The organism is Amycolatopsis sp. NPDC049252 (assembly GCF_043197175.1).
Taxonomy (GTDB): domain Bacteria; phylum Actinomycetota; class Actinomycetes; order Mycobacteriales; family Pseudonocardiaceae; genus Amycolatopsis.
Window position 1 is genome coordinate 166240 of the sequence record NZ_JBICSQ010000007.1, and the last position, 15875, is coordinate 182114.

Here is a 15875-nt window from a genome sequence, read left to right on the forward strand (position 1 = left end):
CGTCGGGTACGCGCAGGTCGGGAGTGGAGCACGTGAAGATGATCCGAGGGGGACGCGGGCTGGTCGCCCTGCTCGCCGTCGCGGCGGTCGCCGTGAGCGGGTGCAGTGGCAAGAGCGGTGGCTCCGGGCCGGTCGCGGACACCGGCGCCGGCTCGGTCGCCGGGCTGCCGGTGACGCACTTCGAGAGCGGGCTCAAGCCGGACGCGCCGACCCCGGGCCTCGACGTCCGCAACGCCGACGGCGGCGAGGACGACAAGCTCGCCACCGCCGCGATCGACGACGTCCAGACGTACTGGGGCCAGATGCTGCAGTCGGACTTCGGCGTGCGGTTCGAGCCGGTGAAGTCGCTGCTGTCCTACGACGCGCAGACCGACACCGAGCAGACCGGCTGCGGCAGCGTGAAGAAGCTCGTGAACGCGTTCTACTGCCCGACCGACGACTCGGTGGCGTGGGACCGCGGGGTGCTGCTGCCGATGCTGCGCAAGCGGTTCGGCCCGATGTCGGTCGTCGTCGTGCTCGCGCACGAGTTCGGCCACGCCGTCCAGTACCGGCTCGGCGACAAGGCCGGGATCACCAAAAGCACCCCGACCGTCGTGAAGGAGCAGCAGGCCGACTGCTTCGCCGGCGGTTACTTCCGCTGGGTCGCCGAGGACAAGAGCAAGTACTACCAGGTGTCGACGTCCGAAGGCCTCAACCAGGTGATGGCGTCGATGTTCCTGATCCGCGACCAGGCGGGCACCAGCGCCGCCGACCGCGGCGCGCACGGCACGGCGTTCGACCGCACGTTCGCGTTCCAGGCCGGGTTCGAGAAGGGCCCGAAGGAGTGCGCGGCGATGAACACGGAGAACGTCAAGGCCCGGCTCACCGAGCGCCCGTTCGACAAGGGCGACACCGGCAAGGGTGACGCGAAGTTCAACGCCCAGGCCGTCGAGCTGCTGAAGAAGAGCCTGGACGAGGCGTTCAAGGGCGCGGGCGTGGCCGCCCCGGAGATCAACGACGGCGGCAGTTGCAACACCACGGCCCCGGCGTCCTACTGCCCGGGCGACAACACGGTGAGCATCGACCTCGCCAAGCTGTCCGAGCTGGCCCAGCCGATCGACCGCGACGCCGAGATGAAGGGCGAGGACCCGGGCGGCATGGGCGACTTCGCGGCCTTCGCGGAGGTGGCGTCGCGGTACGCGCTGGGCATCCAGAAGGGCGTGGGGGCGTCGATCGACAACCCGAACGCGGGGTTGCGGACGTCGTGCCTGGTGGGCGCGTGGGCGGCGTTCACGAACCGGCCTGGTGACCTGCGGCTGTCGGCGGGTGACCTGGACGAGGCGATCGCGGACCTGCTGCAGCCGGAGAGCCTGGTGTCCGCAGACGTCAACGGCAAGCGCCCGGACAGCGGTTTCGACCGGGTGGAGTCGCTGCGTCGTGGGTATCTCGAGGGGTCGTCAGTCTGCTCGAAGCAGTACGGCTGAGCTTCATCGCTGAAGGCCCCCACTCGCGAGGTGGGGGCCTTTTGTGTCCGGGGGCTTGGTCGGTCGGTTTCGGTGCGAACGGTCCACTCGCGCGCGCCACGGCGCGAACGGTCCACTCGCGCCCTCGCTCGCCGGCACCAACGGTCCACTCGTGCCCGTAGCAGCACGAACGGTCCAACCGCGCGGCCCGCACGAACGGTCCACTCGTGCTCACCGCGGCACGAACGGTCCACTCGTGCCCCACGCGGCACCAACGGGCCGGGCGCGCCCCGCGCGGCACCAACGGCCCACTCGCTCCTCCGCACGAACGGTCCCCTCGCGCCCCCATGACACCAACGGTCCACTCGTGCTCACCGCGGCACGAACGGTCCACTCGCGCCTGCCATCAACGAAAAAATCCCCCACCGAGGTGGGGGCTTTTCGCGTGGTGCCCGAATGCCATGAGGGCACCCCCATGGCTCTTAAGTCCATGAAGGTGCCCTCACGACACCAGCTCAGAACAGGGCGGAAGCCAGATCCCGCCGCGCCTTCATGACCCGATCGTCAGCCGGGTCAAAAAGATCGAACAACGCCACCAGGTGCTCCCGCGCCTTGTTGCGGTCATCACCAGCCGTGCGGCGGACCACATCGATCAGGCGCTTGAAGCCCGCCTCGACGTCGTTCTCCGCGATGTCCAGGTCGGCCGCCGCGAGCTGGGCGTCCAGGTCCGACGGATCGGCGTCGGCCTTCGTGCGCGCCGACGGGTCCGCGGCCTCCGCGCGGGCGGTGAACTTGACCTGGGCCAGGGCGTTCTTCGCCAGCTCGTTGGCCGGTTCGACGTCCAGGATGCGCTCGTAAGCAGTCTGCGCGGCGGCGAAGTCGCCCCGCTCGAAGGCCTCCTCCGCCTCGGTGAAGCGCGGGTCCTCGGGCTCCTCCACCGGGCCGGCGCCACCCGCCTCCGCCTCGCGGATCGCCGGGAGCTTGTCGCGCAGGGCGTCGAGCAGGGCGTTGATCCACTTGCGGATCTCGGGCTCGGGCAGCGCGCCGGAGAACGCGTCGACCGGCTGGCCGCCGCCGATGGCGACGATCGTCGGGATCGACTGCGCGCCGAACAGCTGCGCGATCCTCGGGTTGGCGTCGACGTCGACCTTCGCGACGACCCAGGCGCCACCGGACTCGCCCGCCATCCGCTCCAGCACCGGGGACAGCTGCTTGCACGGGCCGCACCACTCGGCCCACAGGTCGACGATCACCAGCTGGTGCAGCGACCGCTCCACGACCTCGGTCTGGAAGGTGGCCTCGGTGACATCGATCACGGCCTCGGACGAGGACGGGGCGCGCGGCGGCGGGCCCTCGCCGCCGGGGCCGGCCGGGCCGGCGGGCGTGGCCGGCTGCGGGCGCGCCGTTTCGGCGCGGGCCTTGAGCGCGGACAGGTCGACCGCGCCGGACAGGGCGGCGGACAGGGCCGCTGACTTCGCTGCAGATCCGCGTGGTTGTGTCACGCTTCCATCCTGGCACGCGCGCCGGAGCGTTTCACCGGGTGGCCCGGCCCGTCCGCTTGGCAGGAACGCCCACCTGCGGCACGCTCGGCGGGTGCACATCCGGCGTGACATCAAAGTGGGACTGTCCGTCGCCGCCGCCGTCGCCTGGATCGGCGCGGTGACGCTGCTGATCGTGCACGAACCGGACCCGGGCGCGGCCTCCCCCGCCGAGCTGCGCGAGCAGCTCACCACGGCGCTCGCCGAGCACGACGCCGACGCGCTGGCCGGCCTGCTCGACTACCCCGGTTCCGGCGCGGACGACTTCGCCAAGGACTACGTCGCGGTGCTGGCCGGCAACGGCGTCCACGCCGTCACGGTCCGGCTGGCCCCGGACGACCGGGACCCGACCCGCGCGACGGTCGACGGCGTCCTCGCCGACGGCCGGCCGTTCAGCTACCCGCTGACGGTGACGACCGAAGAAGGCCGCTGGACCGTGGCCTTCACCCCGCCGCTGCCCTAGCCGGTCGCCTCAGGACTCGCGCAGGTGGGCTTCGATCCGGTCCACCTTGGCCTCGAGCTGGTCGGCGAAGCCGGGCCGGATGTCGGCCTTGAGGACGAGCCCGACGCGCGCCGAGCCCTCCCCCGCCGCTTCGACCGCGCGCTTGACGACGTCCATCACCTCGTCCCACTCGCCCTCCACGTTGGTGAACATGGCGTTGGTCGAGTTGGGCAGCCCGGACTCGCGGACCACCTTCACCGCGCGGGCGACGGCCTCGCTGACTCCGCCGTCGGGCTCCCCGCCGGACGGGCTGACACTGAACGCGACGATCATGCTCGGAAGTCCCTTCTTCGTTGCTCTTTCCGCCGGTCGTGCGACACTCGCCGGTACCCGCTGGTAACTTCGCGTGTCATGAACCGTCCGCTGCCGTTCGACCCGATCGCCCGCGCGGCACAGCTCTGGGAGGCCCGGATCGGGCCCTCCGGCACCATGGCCGCGGTCACCGGCGTGATGCGGGTCCAGCAGATCATCCAGTCCGCGGTGGACGGCGCGCTCAAGCCGCACGGCCTGACCTTCGCCCGGTACGAAGCACTGGTGCTGCTCACCTTCGCCCGCAGCGCCAGCCTGCCGATGCGGGTGATGGGCGAGCGGCTCCAGCTGCACCCCACCAGTGTCACCAACATAGTCGACCGGCTGGAGCGCGACGGGCTCGTGAAGCGGGTCCCGCACCCGACCGACCGCCGCACGACGCTCGTCGAGATCACCGACGAGGGCCGCAAGCGCCGCGAGACCGCGACCGTGGCGGTCACCGAGATCGACTTCGGGCTGAGCGGGCTGACCGAACGGCAGACCGAGCAGCTGACCGACCTGCTGACGAAGGTGCGCCGCGCCACCGGCGACTTCACCGAATAGCAACCGCGCCCGACAGCAGAAAGGCCCGCACCGAAGTGCGGGCCTTTCTCACATACCGGGATCAGGCGGCGACGGGTTCCTGCACCTGGAACAGGCCGACACCACCGTGGGACAGCCGCTGCGGGCCGTCGAGCTTGCCGTTGCGCAGCGCCCACTTCTCGAACAGCCAGGTGAACAGCGGCGGGATGCTCGCGAGCAGCGCCAGGACCAGCGTCTTCGGACGCCAGCCGAGCGGCTTCGCCACGGACAGGGAGACGACCACGTAGAGGACGAAGATCACGCCGTGCACCATGCCGATGACGGGCACGCCGCCCTCACCGGAGGAGTGCACGACGTACTTGAGGAACATCCCGACAAGCAGCGCGGCCCAGGAAAGGGCTTCGGCAACTGCGGCCACGCGGAACACTAGAGCGGCCTTGCTGGACACTTCTTCCTCCTGTGGGGTCTCACCACTTTGGTCGTGACATGAGAAAACGCCCGACACACCGTCCAAGGCGGACTGCCTGTGGACGTCAACGGCGCTGTCGGACGTGCTGATACCAGTGTGAGGCGTGATGGCCCTCACGGGAACACCGGGGCCCGTGACGATGCTCACGACCGTGGTCCACTGTGGTCTGAACCACGGCCGTGAGCGTCGGTTGTCTACTTTCCGCAGGGTGAAGTCGGTGCCGACGACGCCCACGTCGCCCACGTCGTCTTCGCGGCGTCCTCCGTGATGCCGAAGTCGAGCGTGGTGCCACGCTTCAGCTGTTCGAAGCCGACGTACACCTTGTCACTCGGCTTCGAGCCGACCTCGAGCCCCGAGACGTACTGGAGCTTCGAGCCGTCCGCGCCGGGCGCCTTGATCGTGACGTCGCGGCCGTTCTCCAGGTGCAGCACCGAGCGGGAGAACCGCGGCGCGTTGAGCACGAAGTTCCCAGTCCCCGGGACGGCCGGGTAGAGCCCGAGCGCGCTGAAGACGTACCAGGCCGACATCGTGCCGAGGTCGTCGTTCCCGGTGACGCCGTTGGGCGCGTTGGTGAACAGCGTGTGCGCCGCCCGCACGACCCCGGACGTCTTCGCCGGCTGCCCGGTGAGCGCGTACATCCACGGCGAGTGCAGGTCGGGCTCGTTGTTCGGGTTGTAGCGGAAGGCGTTGTAGTAGCTGTAGGGCCCGACCACCCAGTCCTCGCGGACGGTCTTGGCCGGGTCCTGCACCAGGTGGTCGTAGGAGAAGAAGTCGTCCAGGCGCTGACCGGTCGCCGCCGGGCCGCCCATCCGCCGCACGAGGCCGGGCACGTCCTGCTGGACCAGCCACTGGTACTGCCACGCCGTGCCCTCGTGGAAGCCGTCCTCGCCCTCCGGCGTGTACGGCCCGGTGGCGGGCGTGAACCAGGCGCCGCCCGCGACCTTCGGCCGGAAGAAGCCGGTGAAGCCGCGGTCGGTCTGCGACTCGTCCCAGAGCGTCCGGTAGGTCCGGCCCTTCTCGGCCAGCGCCGCCGCGTCGGCCTTCTTGCCGAGCGACGCCGCCATGATCGACAGCGAGCAGTCACCGAGCGCGTACTCCAGGGTGGCCGACGCGCCGTGGTTCGGGTCGGTGTCCTGCCCCTTCTTCGGGAAGTCCGGGTCGTACTGGACGAACCCGTCCTGCTGGTAGCTCGCGTTGCCCGAGCGGCCCTGGAATGGCGAGGACGCGGGCGGGATCTGCGTCGAATTCTGCAGCAACGCCTGGTAGGCGCGCATTTCGTTGCCCGACAACGCGCCGAACCGCCAAAGGTCCACCAGGAACGGCGTGACCGGGTCACCGGTCATCGTGTTCGTCTCCTGGCTCGCGTACGCCCACCGCGGCAGCCAGCCGCCCTGGTCGTGGATGGCGAGGATGCTCTTCGCGATGTCCTTCGCGCGGTCCGGCCGCAGCAGCGCCAGGAGCTGGTTCTGCGTGCGGTAGGTGTCCCACAGCGAGAAGAAGTCGTAGTACGTCCAGCCGATCGCGCGGTGCACCTGCTTGTCGAAGCCGTAGTACCGGCCGTCCGCGTCGTTCGCGGTCAGCGGCTGCAGCAACGCGTGGTACAGCGAGGTGTAGAACACGGTCCGGTCGTCGGTCGTGCCGCCCTTGATGTCCACACTGGACAGTTCACGCCGCCAGGTGCGCTGGGCGTCGGCCTTCGCCGCGTCGAACGACCGGATGTGCTCGGCGGCCAGGTTGACCCGCGCGCCCTGCGCGTCCACCTGGGAGATCGCGGTGGTCGCGGTGACCTGGCCCGCGCCGCCGAACGTCAGCCACGCGCCACGCAGGCCCGCGCCGCCGCTCGACTCCTTGCTGCCGGGCGTGCCGCCGGTCGGCGACCAGGTGCCGGACGCCTTGAACGGCTTGTCGAACTTCGTCGTGAAGTACGTCGTGTAGGCCTTGCCGCCGCAGAACGCCTGCGACTCCACTGTTCCTTCGACGGTCCGGTCGTCGACGACGCGGATGCTGCTGCCCGTCACCGGTTCCTTGTCGTTGGCCTGCCCGACGTTGACGAAGACGTTGTGGTCACCGGGTTTCGTGAACGTGTACCGCTCGGCACCCGCCCGGGTCGCCGCCGTCGTCTCGACGTCGACGCCGCCGTAACCGGTCAGGTGGACCTTGTAGTAGCCGGGCTTGCCGACCTCGCCGTCGTGGGTGAACGGCGCCGCGTACAGCTTCTGGTCGAAAGTGGACGCCTGGGTCGTGTCGAACGCCTTGCCGGGCCCGATCTCACCGGTCGTCGGCAGTGTCGAGACGAGGCCACCCTGCTCCCAGCAACCCGCGCCGGACAGGAAGAAGTGGCCGAACCCGCGGATCGCGGTGTCGGTGTAGCGGTAACCGGCGTAGTGCGAGGTGATGGGGCTGACCTGCGTCATCCCGAACGGCGCCGACGCGCCGGGGAACGTGTTGCCCTCGTCCTGCGTGCCGATGAACGTGTTGACGGCGTCGAGGGCGTCCCCGCCGGCCGCTTCCGCGACGGCAGGACTCACCCCCGTCGCCACCACGGCGAGCGTCAACGCGCTCGCCAGGACCTTGCTCCTCATCGAGCTTCCTCCCTGAAACGACGAAAAGCCGTGAAGGCCACCTTGAGGGACTCTGAGTCCCTCAAGGTGGCCTTCACGGACCGATCAAACCGCTAGCCGATGCCGATGGCGAAGACGTGCAGCACGCCGCCGCTGACGTTCGACGGCAGCGTCACGCTGGCCACCGTCTTGCCGGCGTCGAGGGTGATCGGCGCGGTGCCGAACACCATCGTGCGGATCTGCTGCGGGTCACTGCCCGCGGCGTTGCGGTACGGCGTGGACAGCACGATCCGGTTGCCGAACGACGGCTGGGCGCCGCCGCCCCCGAGCGTCCAGTCGGACGTCCCGATCGTCGCCGTCGACTTGCTGCCATCGGTGTAGGTGATGGTCAGCGTGCCCTGCGCGTTGCCGTTCGAACCGGCGCCGAGCAGCGCGAGCCGGGTGCCCGTGCCGGTGACGTTCACCGTCTGGCCGTTGGCGATGACGTTGTCGGGGTCGCCCTTCGGGAACGACGGCCAGGTGAACTTGATGCCGTCACTGGTCACCGTGCCGCCCGGGGTGGCGCCGGCCGCGGCCAGCGCGTCGGCCGAGTAGCTCCAGCCGCCGCCGTCGAAGTTGGCCGACGACGAATCGGAGTCCGGCGAGATGCCCGCGTTGTTCACGGTGGCCAGCCAGCTGTTCGGCTGCGCGACCAGCACCGTGAGCACCGCCTGCGTCGAAGCCACGCCCGGCGCCGAGAACGTCACCGGGATGCGGCAGGCGCCGTCGGCCAGGCCGGCCGGGACGGTCACCGTCACGTCGGCGTGCGCCTTGCCGCCCGCCGGCACGGCGATGCTGCCCGACGCCGGGGTCAGCGTGATCCCGTCGACGCTGCCCGCGGTGTAGGTCCAGGTCCGGGCCGTGCCGGAGAGGTCCTGGACGCCCACCGAAGCCTGCGACGTCGACCCCGCGGGGGTCACCGCGCGCGCCGGGTCCACAAAGGACAGGCTCGGCTTCTCCTGCTCGCGGAACGACGGCGGCGCGTCGGCCGCGGCGCTGCCCCACGAAGTGGCCGTGGCGGAGCGGGTGTAGTCGAGCGTGCCGCCGCTGGTGATGAGCGACTCCGGGAGCCACGCCTTCGACGCCGCGCCACCGTTGACCTTCAGGCTGCCCACGTAGTCACCGGTGCCCGGCGCGTTGACGGTGATCTTCTTGCCCGCACCGGTGGTGAGCACGGCGTGCTCGAAGCGCGGGGTGACGAGCAGCGTCTCGGCGCGGCCCGGGATTTCCGGGTAGAGGCCGAGCGCGGACCAGACGTACCAGGCCGACATCTGGCCGAGGTCGTCGTTGCCGATCAGGCCTTCGGGACGGGGGTTGTACAGCTCGTCCATCGAGCGGTGCACGATCGACTGGGTCTTGGCCGGGGCGCCCGCGTACGAATACACGTACGGCGCGTTGGAGTTCGGCTCGTTGCCCATGAAGGCGTAGGGCTCCTGCGTGCCCGCGTTCAGCTGGGTGAAGAAGGTGTCCAACCGGGACTGGGTCGCGGTGTTCCCGCCGAACGCCGTCACGACGCCGCCGAGGTCGTAGGGCACCATCCACTCGTACTGCGCGCCGTTGCCCTCGACCCAGCCCTGCGAGCTGGCGGGGTCGTAGGTGCCGGCGAACGAGCCGTCCGCGTTGCGCGGCTGCAGGTGACCGGTACCCGGGTTGTAGAGGTTCTGCCAGTTCTGCGCGCGCTTCATGAACGTCGTGTACGTCGCGCCGTCCCCGAGCCGCTTCGCGAACTCGGCGATGGAGAAGTCGGCGCTGGTGTACTCGAGCGTGTCCGCGCCGGCGCCCGGCACGTAACCGAGCTTCTGGTAGTCCTCGAGCCCCGGCCGCTCGGTGTAGCCCTGCGTCGGCTGGGTGGCGCCCTTGATCATGAGCAGCAACGCCTTCTGGGCGTCGAAGTCACGCGCGCCGAACGCGTACGCGCTGGACACGATGATGTGGTAGGGGTCGCCGTTCATCACGCCGGTGTAGTCGTTGGCCACCGTCCAGCGGTCCCACGACCCGCCCTGCTCGGCGTAGGCCATCATCGACCGGACGATGTCCGAGGTCTCCTTCGGGTCGATCGTCGCCAGGAGCGGGGCTTCCGAGCGGTAGATGTCCCAGCCGGAGAAGTTGGTGTACATCGCGTGGCCCTTGTCGGCCTGGTGGATCCGCCCGTCGAAGCCCGGGTACTGGCCGTCGACGTCGGAGAAGACGTTCGGCTGGATCAGCGAGTGGTACAGCGCGGTGTAGAACGTCGTCAGGTCGGCGTCGGAGCCGCCGGTGACGGCGATCTTGCCGAGCTGGTCGTTCCACGCCTTCCGCGCGGCCGCGGCCACGGTGTCGAACGACTTCTTCGTGTTTTCCGCCTTGAGGTTGGCTTTCGCGCCGTCGACGGACACAAAGGACAGTCCGACCTGGACGTTCACCTGCGCGCCGTTGAGGTTCGCGAAGGTGACGTACCCGCCGCTGCCCGGGCCGGACACGGTGGTGTCCTGCTGCTTGGCCTTGGCCGGGCGCGCGATCGAGGCGTTGACGCCGTTGGGCTGCGCGACCTTCGCCTTGGCGCCACCGGTTTCGGCGGACTTGCCGGGCGTCACTGCGCCGTTCTTCCAGGTGCCGATCGACTCGAACGGCGTGTCGAACTTGGCCGAGAAGTAGACGCGGTAGCTGTTCTGCGCGCCGCAGAAGCGGCCGCTGGTCGCCCAGCCGCTGATGGTGTCCTTGCCGATGGTGATCGACGCGTCGTCGGTGCCGTTGACCGAACCGGACGTGTTGACCAGCAGCGTCGAGGACGCGCCCGCCGGGTAGGTCAGCCGGGCGGAGCCGGTGCGCTGGGTCGCGCTGAGCTCGACCTTCGCGCCGCTGTCGAGGGTGACGTCGTAGGCGCCGGCCGTCGCGTGCTCGTTGGCGTGCGAGAACTTCGACGTGTAGTGCCCGGGGTCGGTCGCCGGGGACGACGAGACCTCACCCACGTACGGAATGAACGGAATGTCCTGATAGGTCGAACAGCCCGCGCCGGACAGGTGCGTCAGGCTGAACCCGGTCAGCGCGTTGTCGTCGTAGAAGTACCCGCCGGGCTGGGACTTCACCGTGTCGGGGCTCCACTGCACCATGCCGAACGGCGCCACCGCACCCGGGAACGTGTTGCCGGCACCGCCCCCGGTGCCGTGGTCGGCGCCGCCGGGGCGGGTGCCGACGAAGGGGTTGACCCACTTCGCGAAATCGGTCGCCTGAGCCGCCGCGGCAGGCATCGCGGGTGCCACCGCGGCGACAACCGCCAAGCTCAGGAAGGTTAAACCGGCTCTCCAGCGCGCTCGCGCCATCGCCATCGCCTCTCACCTCATCGGCGCGACCAGGACGGTGAATGACAACCTTGTCGCGCGCTCGGTCGAACCGGGCCACCTTGGGCAGCGGCTCACGAGACAGTCAAGAGAGCTGTCAACACCTGTCCACTTCCGGACAAGCTGATCAGCCGTCTGACCTACAACTTCGGTAGCCGAATCGGCACAATCCGCACCCAAGGCGTTGACAAGCACCGGGAGCGTGGCGTTCAATCCCGTGCACTATGACAACGTTGTCTCCACCCGGCCGGGACCGGGACGGCAGCACGCGCACCGCGAGCCGCCGGGCCACGATGAGCGACGTGGCCAGGCTGGCGGGCGTGTCGATCAAGACCGTCTCGCGCGTGGTCAACGACGAACCGGCGGTGCACCCGGACACCGCCGAGCGGGTCATGGCGGCCATCGAGCAGCTGGGGTTCCGGCGCAACCTCGGCGCGCGCAACCTGCGCCGCGGGTCGACCACCGGGACCATCGGGCTGATCGTCGAGGACGTCGGCAACCCCTTCTACTCCGAGCTGAACCGCGCGGTGGAACGCATCGCGACGTCGTTCGGCCGGCAGGTGCTCACCGGCTCGTCCGAGGAGAACTCCGACCGCGAGCGCGAGCTCGTGCTGGAGTTCTGCGCGCGACGGGTGGACGGCATCCTCGTCGTCCCGGCCGGCCTGCAGCACGGCTACCTGGTGCCGGAGATGCGCGCGGGCACGCCCGTGGTGTTCATCGACCGGCCGGCGGGCGACATCGTCGCCGACACCGTGCTCGTCGACAACCTCGGCGGCACCATCGAAGCCGTCACCCACCTGGCCAAGCACGGCCACCGGCGGATCGCCTTCCTCGGCGACAGCCCGGACATCTTCACCGCGGCCGAGCGCCTGCGCGGGTTCCGCGAAGGCTGCGTGCGCAACGGGATCTCCTACGACGAGTCGCTGGTCTCCATGCACACCCCGACGCAGGAGTTCATCGGCGACGCCGTGAAGCGCCTGCTCCACGGGCCGGACGCCGCGACCGCCGTGATCGCGGGCAACAACCGGGTCGCCGTGCACCTGCTGCGCGCGCTGGCCCACGCCGACTACCGCCCGGCGATGGTCGGCTTCGACGACTTCGAGCTGGCGGACCTGCTGGACCCGCCCGTCACCGTGATCGCCCACGACGTCAGCGCACTGGGCCACGCCGCGGCCGAGCTGCTCTTCGCCCGTGTCCAAGGAGATCAGTCCCCGCCGAGAAAGGTAGTCCTGCCCGTGCATCTCGTCGCCCGTGGTTCCGGTGAGGTCGCCCCGTGACCCTCGAACCGATCCGGCTTCCGGCCAACCAGCCGCCACAGTTCTACCGCGGGGGCGACGCCATCGCGGCGCTGCGCGGCGCCTCGTCCGACAAGAAGTTCGGCCCGGAGGACTGGGTCGCGTCGGTCAGCACCATGTTCGGCCAGGAGACCAACGGCCTGACCCGGCTCCCGAACGGCGCCTGGCTGCGCGACGCCGTCGAGGCCGACGCGTCGGCGTGGCTCGGCGCCAAGCACGTCGAGGCGCTCGGGACGTCGACCGGCCTGCTGGTCAAGCTCCTCGACGCGGGCCAGCGGCTGCCGGTGCACTTCCACCCGGACGACGCGTTCGCGAAGCAGCACTTCGACTCGCACTTCGGCAAGACCGAGGCGTGGATCGTGGTCGGCACCTACGGCGACGACCCGCGCGTCTACCCCGGCTTCAAGGAAACGCTCACCAAGCAGACCGTGTCCGATTGGACGCGGGAGCAGGACGTGCCGTCGATGCTGGGAGCGTTGAACAGCATCCCGGTGAGCGCGGGCGACACCGTCTACATCCCCTCCGGCCTGCCGCACGCGATCGGCGAGGGCGTGTTCGTCGTCGAGCTCCAGCAGCCGACGGACTTCTCGCTGACCATCGAGTGGCGTGACTTCCTCGCGTCGCCGGAGAAGGGCCACCTCGGGCTCGGTTTCGACACCGCGATCGAGGCGCTGGACACGTCCGGCTGGGACGCCGAACGCCTCGAGACCATCATCAAGCGGACCGCGGGCGACACCGCCGACACCGTCGACCTGCTGGCTGCCGGCTCGGAGCGGTTCTTCCAAGCGGAGCAGCTTCGGACGAGCAACGTGACAACGTTGTCACTCGACCCGTCGTTCGCGGTGCTGGTCGTCCTCGACGGCGAAGGCACCCTGCGCACCGAGCACGGCGGCGAACACGCGCTGGCCAAGGGCGACACGTTCGTCGTCCCGTTCGACGCGGGCCAGACCGAACTGTCCGGCACCGCGACGGTGATCCGCTGCCGCCCGCCGGCCCTCGAAGGGCGGACCGGATGAGCGAAATCCTGCTGGACGCGATCGACCTGACGAAGCACTACGGGTCGGTCGAGGCACTGCGCGGCGCGTCGTTCCAGGCCCGCGCGGGTGAGGTGACGGCGCTGATCGGCGACAACGGCGCCGGCAAGTCCACCCTGGTCAAGTGCCTCTCCGGCGCGGAGCAGCCGACGTCGGGGAAGATCCTCCTGGACGGCGCCGAAGCGCACTTCGACTCCCCCACCACGGCCCGGCGCCTGGGCATCGAGACCGTCTACCAGGACCTGGCCGTCGCCCCCGAGCTGGATCCGGCCGCGAACCTGTTCCTGGGCCGCGAAATCCACCGGAAGGGTGTCCTCGGCAAGCTCGGCATGCTGGACAAGGCCGAGATGCGCCGCCGGGCGATCGAGGAGTTCCAGCGGCTCGGCGTCACGCTGCAGAGCACCGACGTCCCGATCGGCTCGCTGTCCGGCGGGCAGCGCCAAAGCGTCGCGGTGGCGCGCTCGGTCGTCTGGGCGTCCAAGGTCGTGTTCATGGACGAGCCGACGGCGGCACTGGGCGTCGTGCAGCGCGAGCGCGTGCTGGACGTCATCAAGAAGGTGCGCGACAAGGGCATCGCCGTCGTGCTGATCAGCCACAACATGCCCGAGGTGCTGTCGGTCGCCGACCGCGTCGAGGTGCTCCGGCTCGGCAAGCGCGTGGCCCGGTTCGCCGGCCCCGACACGAAGCTGGAAGACCTCGTCGCCGCGATGACCGGCGCTCTCGTGCAGGAGGAGGCCGCGTGAGCGCGCCGGGGACCAAGACCGAAATCCAGTCCACTGTGGAGGAAGGCTTCGGCAAGCGTCCCTTGGGGAAGCGGCTGGTCGGCGCCAACACCTTCTGGATCGCGCTGGTGCTGGTGGCGCTGATCATCGTGTTCAGCGTGCTCGCGCCGGACGCGTTCCCGACGGTGTACAACTTCCAGCTGCTGCTCATCGAGACGGCCGTGCTGCTGGTGCTCTCGGTCGGCATGACGTTCGTGATCATCACGTCCGGCATCGACCTGTCGGTGGGCTCGGTGCTCATCTTCGCCGGCATGGTCAGCGGCAAGACGATGGAGGCGATGTCCGGCGGTGACGCCGCCGGCGCGGGCTGGGGCGTGATCATCGTCGGGCTGGTCGTCGCGATCCTGGCCGGGACGGTGTGGGGCCTGGTCAACGGCTTCCTCATCGCGGTCGCGGGCATCCCGCCGCTGATCGTCACCCTCGGCACGATGGGCGCGGCCCTCGGCGCGTCACTGCTGCTCAACAACGGCAGCGACGTCCGCACGGTCCCGGTCGTGCTCAACAAGCAGCTCGGGTACGGCACGTCGTTCGGCGTCGTCCCGAACCTGGTGCTGATCGCCGTGGTGATCACGCTGATCGGCGCGTGGCTGCTGCACACCACGAAGTTCGGCCGCTACACCTTCGCCATCGGTTCCAACGCCGAAGGCGCACGCCGGGCGGGCATCGGCGTCACCGCCCACCTGATGAAGGTGTACACGCTGACCGGCGTCCTGGCCGGGCTCGCCGGATTCCTGTCGCTGGCCTACTACAACTCGACGACCATCACCGGGCACACCAGCGACAACCTCAACGCCATCGCGGCCACGGTGATGGGCGGGACGAGCCTCTTCGGCGGTGTCGGCTCGGTGCTCGGCACCGTGATCGGCGTGTTCATCCCGGCGGTGCTGAAGAAGGGCTTCAACATCACCGGCGTCCCGGACTTCTGGCAGATGATCGCGGTCGGCGCGGTGCTGATCGCGGCCGTCTGGTTCGACCAGCGGCGCCGTCGCCAGCGCAACTCCCGCTGACCACCCGAGACTCCCGAGTTCCCCCGAGTACAAAGAGGTGCTTCCGATGAACTTGACCAAGACGCTCGTCGCGGCCGGGGCGCTGGCGTCCGCCGCCGCGCTGCTCACCGCGTGCGGTTCCGGCACGGTGGGCGACACCGGCGGCGGCAGCAGCCAGGCCAACTCGGCCAACGCCAAGAAGCTCGCGCTGATCCCGGGTGTGCAGGCCGAGCCGTTCTACATCTCGCTGCAGTGCGGCGCGCAGGCCGAGGCCAAGAAGCTCGGCTACGAGCTGACCACGCAGGCGCCCCAGAAGTTCGACGCGCCCCTGCAGACCCAGCTCGTCAACGCGCTCGGCGCGAACCCGCCGGCCGCGCTGCTCATCGCCCCGACCGACGACACGGCGATGCTCGCGCCGATCCAGCAGGTCAAGGCGCGCGGCACGAAGATCGTCGAGGTCGACACCTCGCTCAAGGACACGAGCGTCGCGGAGTCGTCCGTCTCCTCCGACAACGCCGCGGGTGGCAAGCTCGCCGCCCAGACCATGGCCAAGCTGGCCAACGGCAAGGCCGGCTCGGTGCTGGTCCTCGACACGATCGCCGGGACGTCGACGACGGCCGCCCGCGTCAAGGGCTTCGAAGACGAGCTGAAGAACACGCCGAACCTGAAGTCCGTCGGCGTCCAGTTCACCCAGAACGAGCCGGACCAGGCCGCGTCCAAGGTGACGGCCGCGCTGGCCGCCAACCCGGACCTCATCGGCGTCTTCGCGACCAACCTCAACACCGGCGAAGGCGCGGCGACCGGCCTCCGCAACTCCGGCAAGGTCGGCGCGGTCAACCTGATCGGCTTCGACGCCAGCCCGTCCGAGGTCGAGGGCCTCAAGAGCGGCCAGTACCAGGCCCTGATCGCCCAGGACCCGGCGTCGATCGGCACCCAGGGCGTCGACCAGGCCGTCGCGGCGCTCGAGGGCAAGCCGGTGACGCGGAACCTGACCGCGCAGCTGCACTCGATCACCAAGGACGACATGGCAGCCAACTCCCAGTACTTCTACAAGCAGAGCTGCTGACCTGTCCGTCAGA

General features: G+C 69.8%; 13 protein-coding genes. 8 read left to right on the plus strand and 5 right to left on the minus strand.

What is annotated here, in order from left to right; translation table 11 throughout:
• The first annotated feature begins 38 nt into the window (after positions 1-38).
• The gene (locus ACGFMK_RS12760; RefSeq protein ID WP_392761503.1) at positions 39-1463 is read left to right on the plus strand and encodes a neutral zinc metallopeptidase; all 1425 of its coding nucleotides are present in this window, start codon (positions 39-41) and stop codon (positions 1461-1463) included.
• 494 nt (positions 1464-1957) lie between these two features.
• Here ACGFMK_RS12760 and ACGFMK_RS12765 read toward each other — a convergent pair whose 3' ends face one another.
• A complete protein-coding gene (locus ACGFMK_RS12765) occupies positions 1958-2944 on the minus strand; it encodes a tetratricopeptide repeat protein (protein ID WP_392761386.1) in 987 nt (328 codons plus the stop codon).
• A 91-nt stretch (positions 2945-3035) separates the two neighbouring features.
• Between ACGFMK_RS12765 and ACGFMK_RS12770 the strand changes: the two genes are divergently transcribed.
• Positions 3036-3443: a hypothetical protein gene (locus tag ACGFMK_RS12770; RefSeq protein WP_392761388.1), complete on the plus strand. Its 408-nt coding sequence runs from the start codon at positions 3036-3038 to the stop codon at positions 3441-3443.
• A 9-nt stretch (positions 3444-3452) separates the two neighbouring features.
• Here ACGFMK_RS12770 and ACGFMK_RS12775 read toward each other — a convergent pair whose 3' ends face one another.
• On the minus strand, positions 3453-3755 hold the full coding sequence (locus ACGFMK_RS12775; RefSeq protein ID WP_323337435.1) for a thiamine-binding protein: 303 nt from the start codon (positions 3753-3755) through the stop codon (positions 3453-3455).
• A 78-nt stretch (positions 3756-3833) separates the two neighbouring features.
• On the opposite strand from ACGFMK_RS12775, the gene ACGFMK_RS12780 reads away from it, so the two are divergent.
• Entirely contained in the window at positions 3834-4334 is a 501-nt protein-coding gene (locus tag ACGFMK_RS12780; RefSeq protein WP_323337433.1) for a MarR family transcriptional regulator, read from the plus strand.
• 61 nt (positions 4335-4395) lie between these two features.
• Here ACGFMK_RS12780 and ACGFMK_RS12785 read toward each other — a convergent pair whose 3' ends face one another.
• From ACGFMK_RS12785 to ACGFMK_RS12795, 3 genes are all read right to left on the minus strand, one after another.
• Positions 4396-4761, minus strand: coding sequence for a DUF3817 domain-containing protein (locus tag ACGFMK_RS12785; protein ID WP_323337431.1), 366 nt, complete (start codon positions 4759-4761; stop codon positions 4396-4398).
• 215 nt (positions 4762-4976) lie between these two features.
• Positions 4977-7364 carry a GH92 family glycosyl hydrolase gene (locus ACGFMK_RS12790; protein ID WP_392761391.1) on the minus strand — a complete coding sequence of 796 codons (2388 nt, stop codon included), beginning with the start codon at positions 7362-7364 and terminating at the stop codon, positions 4977-4979.
• 92 nt (positions 7365-7456) lie between these two features.
• Positions 7457-10681, minus strand: coding sequence for a GH92 family glycosyl hydrolase (locus ACGFMK_RS12795; protein WP_392761506.1), 3225 nt, complete (start codon positions 10679-10681; stop codon positions 7457-7459).
• A 311-nt stretch (positions 10682-10992) separates the two neighbouring features.
• On the opposite strand from ACGFMK_RS12795, the gene ACGFMK_RS12800 reads away from it, so the two are divergent.
• The 5 genes from ACGFMK_RS12800 to ACGFMK_RS12820 are packed head-to-tail and all read left to right on the plus strand — an operon-like array spanning position 10993 to position 15862.
• Positions 10993-11976 carry a LacI family DNA-binding transcriptional regulator gene (locus ACGFMK_RS12800; RefSeq protein WP_392761509.1) on the plus strand — a complete coding sequence of 328 codons (984 nt, stop codon included), beginning with the start codon at positions 10993-10995 and terminating at the stop codon, positions 11974-11976.
• Positions 11973-13010 carry a class I mannose-6-phosphate isomerase gene (locus ACGFMK_RS12805; RefSeq protein WP_392761394.1) on the plus strand — a complete coding sequence of 346 codons (1038 nt, stop codon included), beginning with the start codon at positions 11973-11975 and terminating at the stop codon, positions 13008-13010. The genes ACGFMK_RS12800 and ACGFMK_RS12805 overlap by 4 nt, the downstream gene beginning before the upstream one ends.
• A complete protein-coding gene (locus tag ACGFMK_RS12810; RefSeq protein WP_392761395.1) occupies positions 13007-13771 on the plus strand; it encodes an ATP-binding cassette domain-containing protein in 765 nt (254 codons plus the stop codon). Before ACGFMK_RS12805 ends, ACGFMK_RS12810 begins: the two co-directional genes overlap by 4 nt.
• On the plus strand, positions 13768-14817 hold the full coding sequence (locus ACGFMK_RS12815) for an ABC transporter permease (protein WP_392761398.1): 1050 nt from the start codon (positions 13768-13770) through the stop codon (positions 14815-14817). The genes ACGFMK_RS12810 and ACGFMK_RS12815 overlap by 4 nt, the downstream gene beginning before the upstream one ends.
• 46 nt (positions 14818-14863) lie before the next feature.
• Complete coding sequence (locus ACGFMK_RS12820) at positions 14864-15862, plus strand: ABC transporter substrate-binding protein (protein ID WP_392761400.1); 999 nt, start codon at positions 14864-14866, stop codon at positions 15860-15862.
• Positions 15863-15875: the final 13 nt, after the last annotated feature.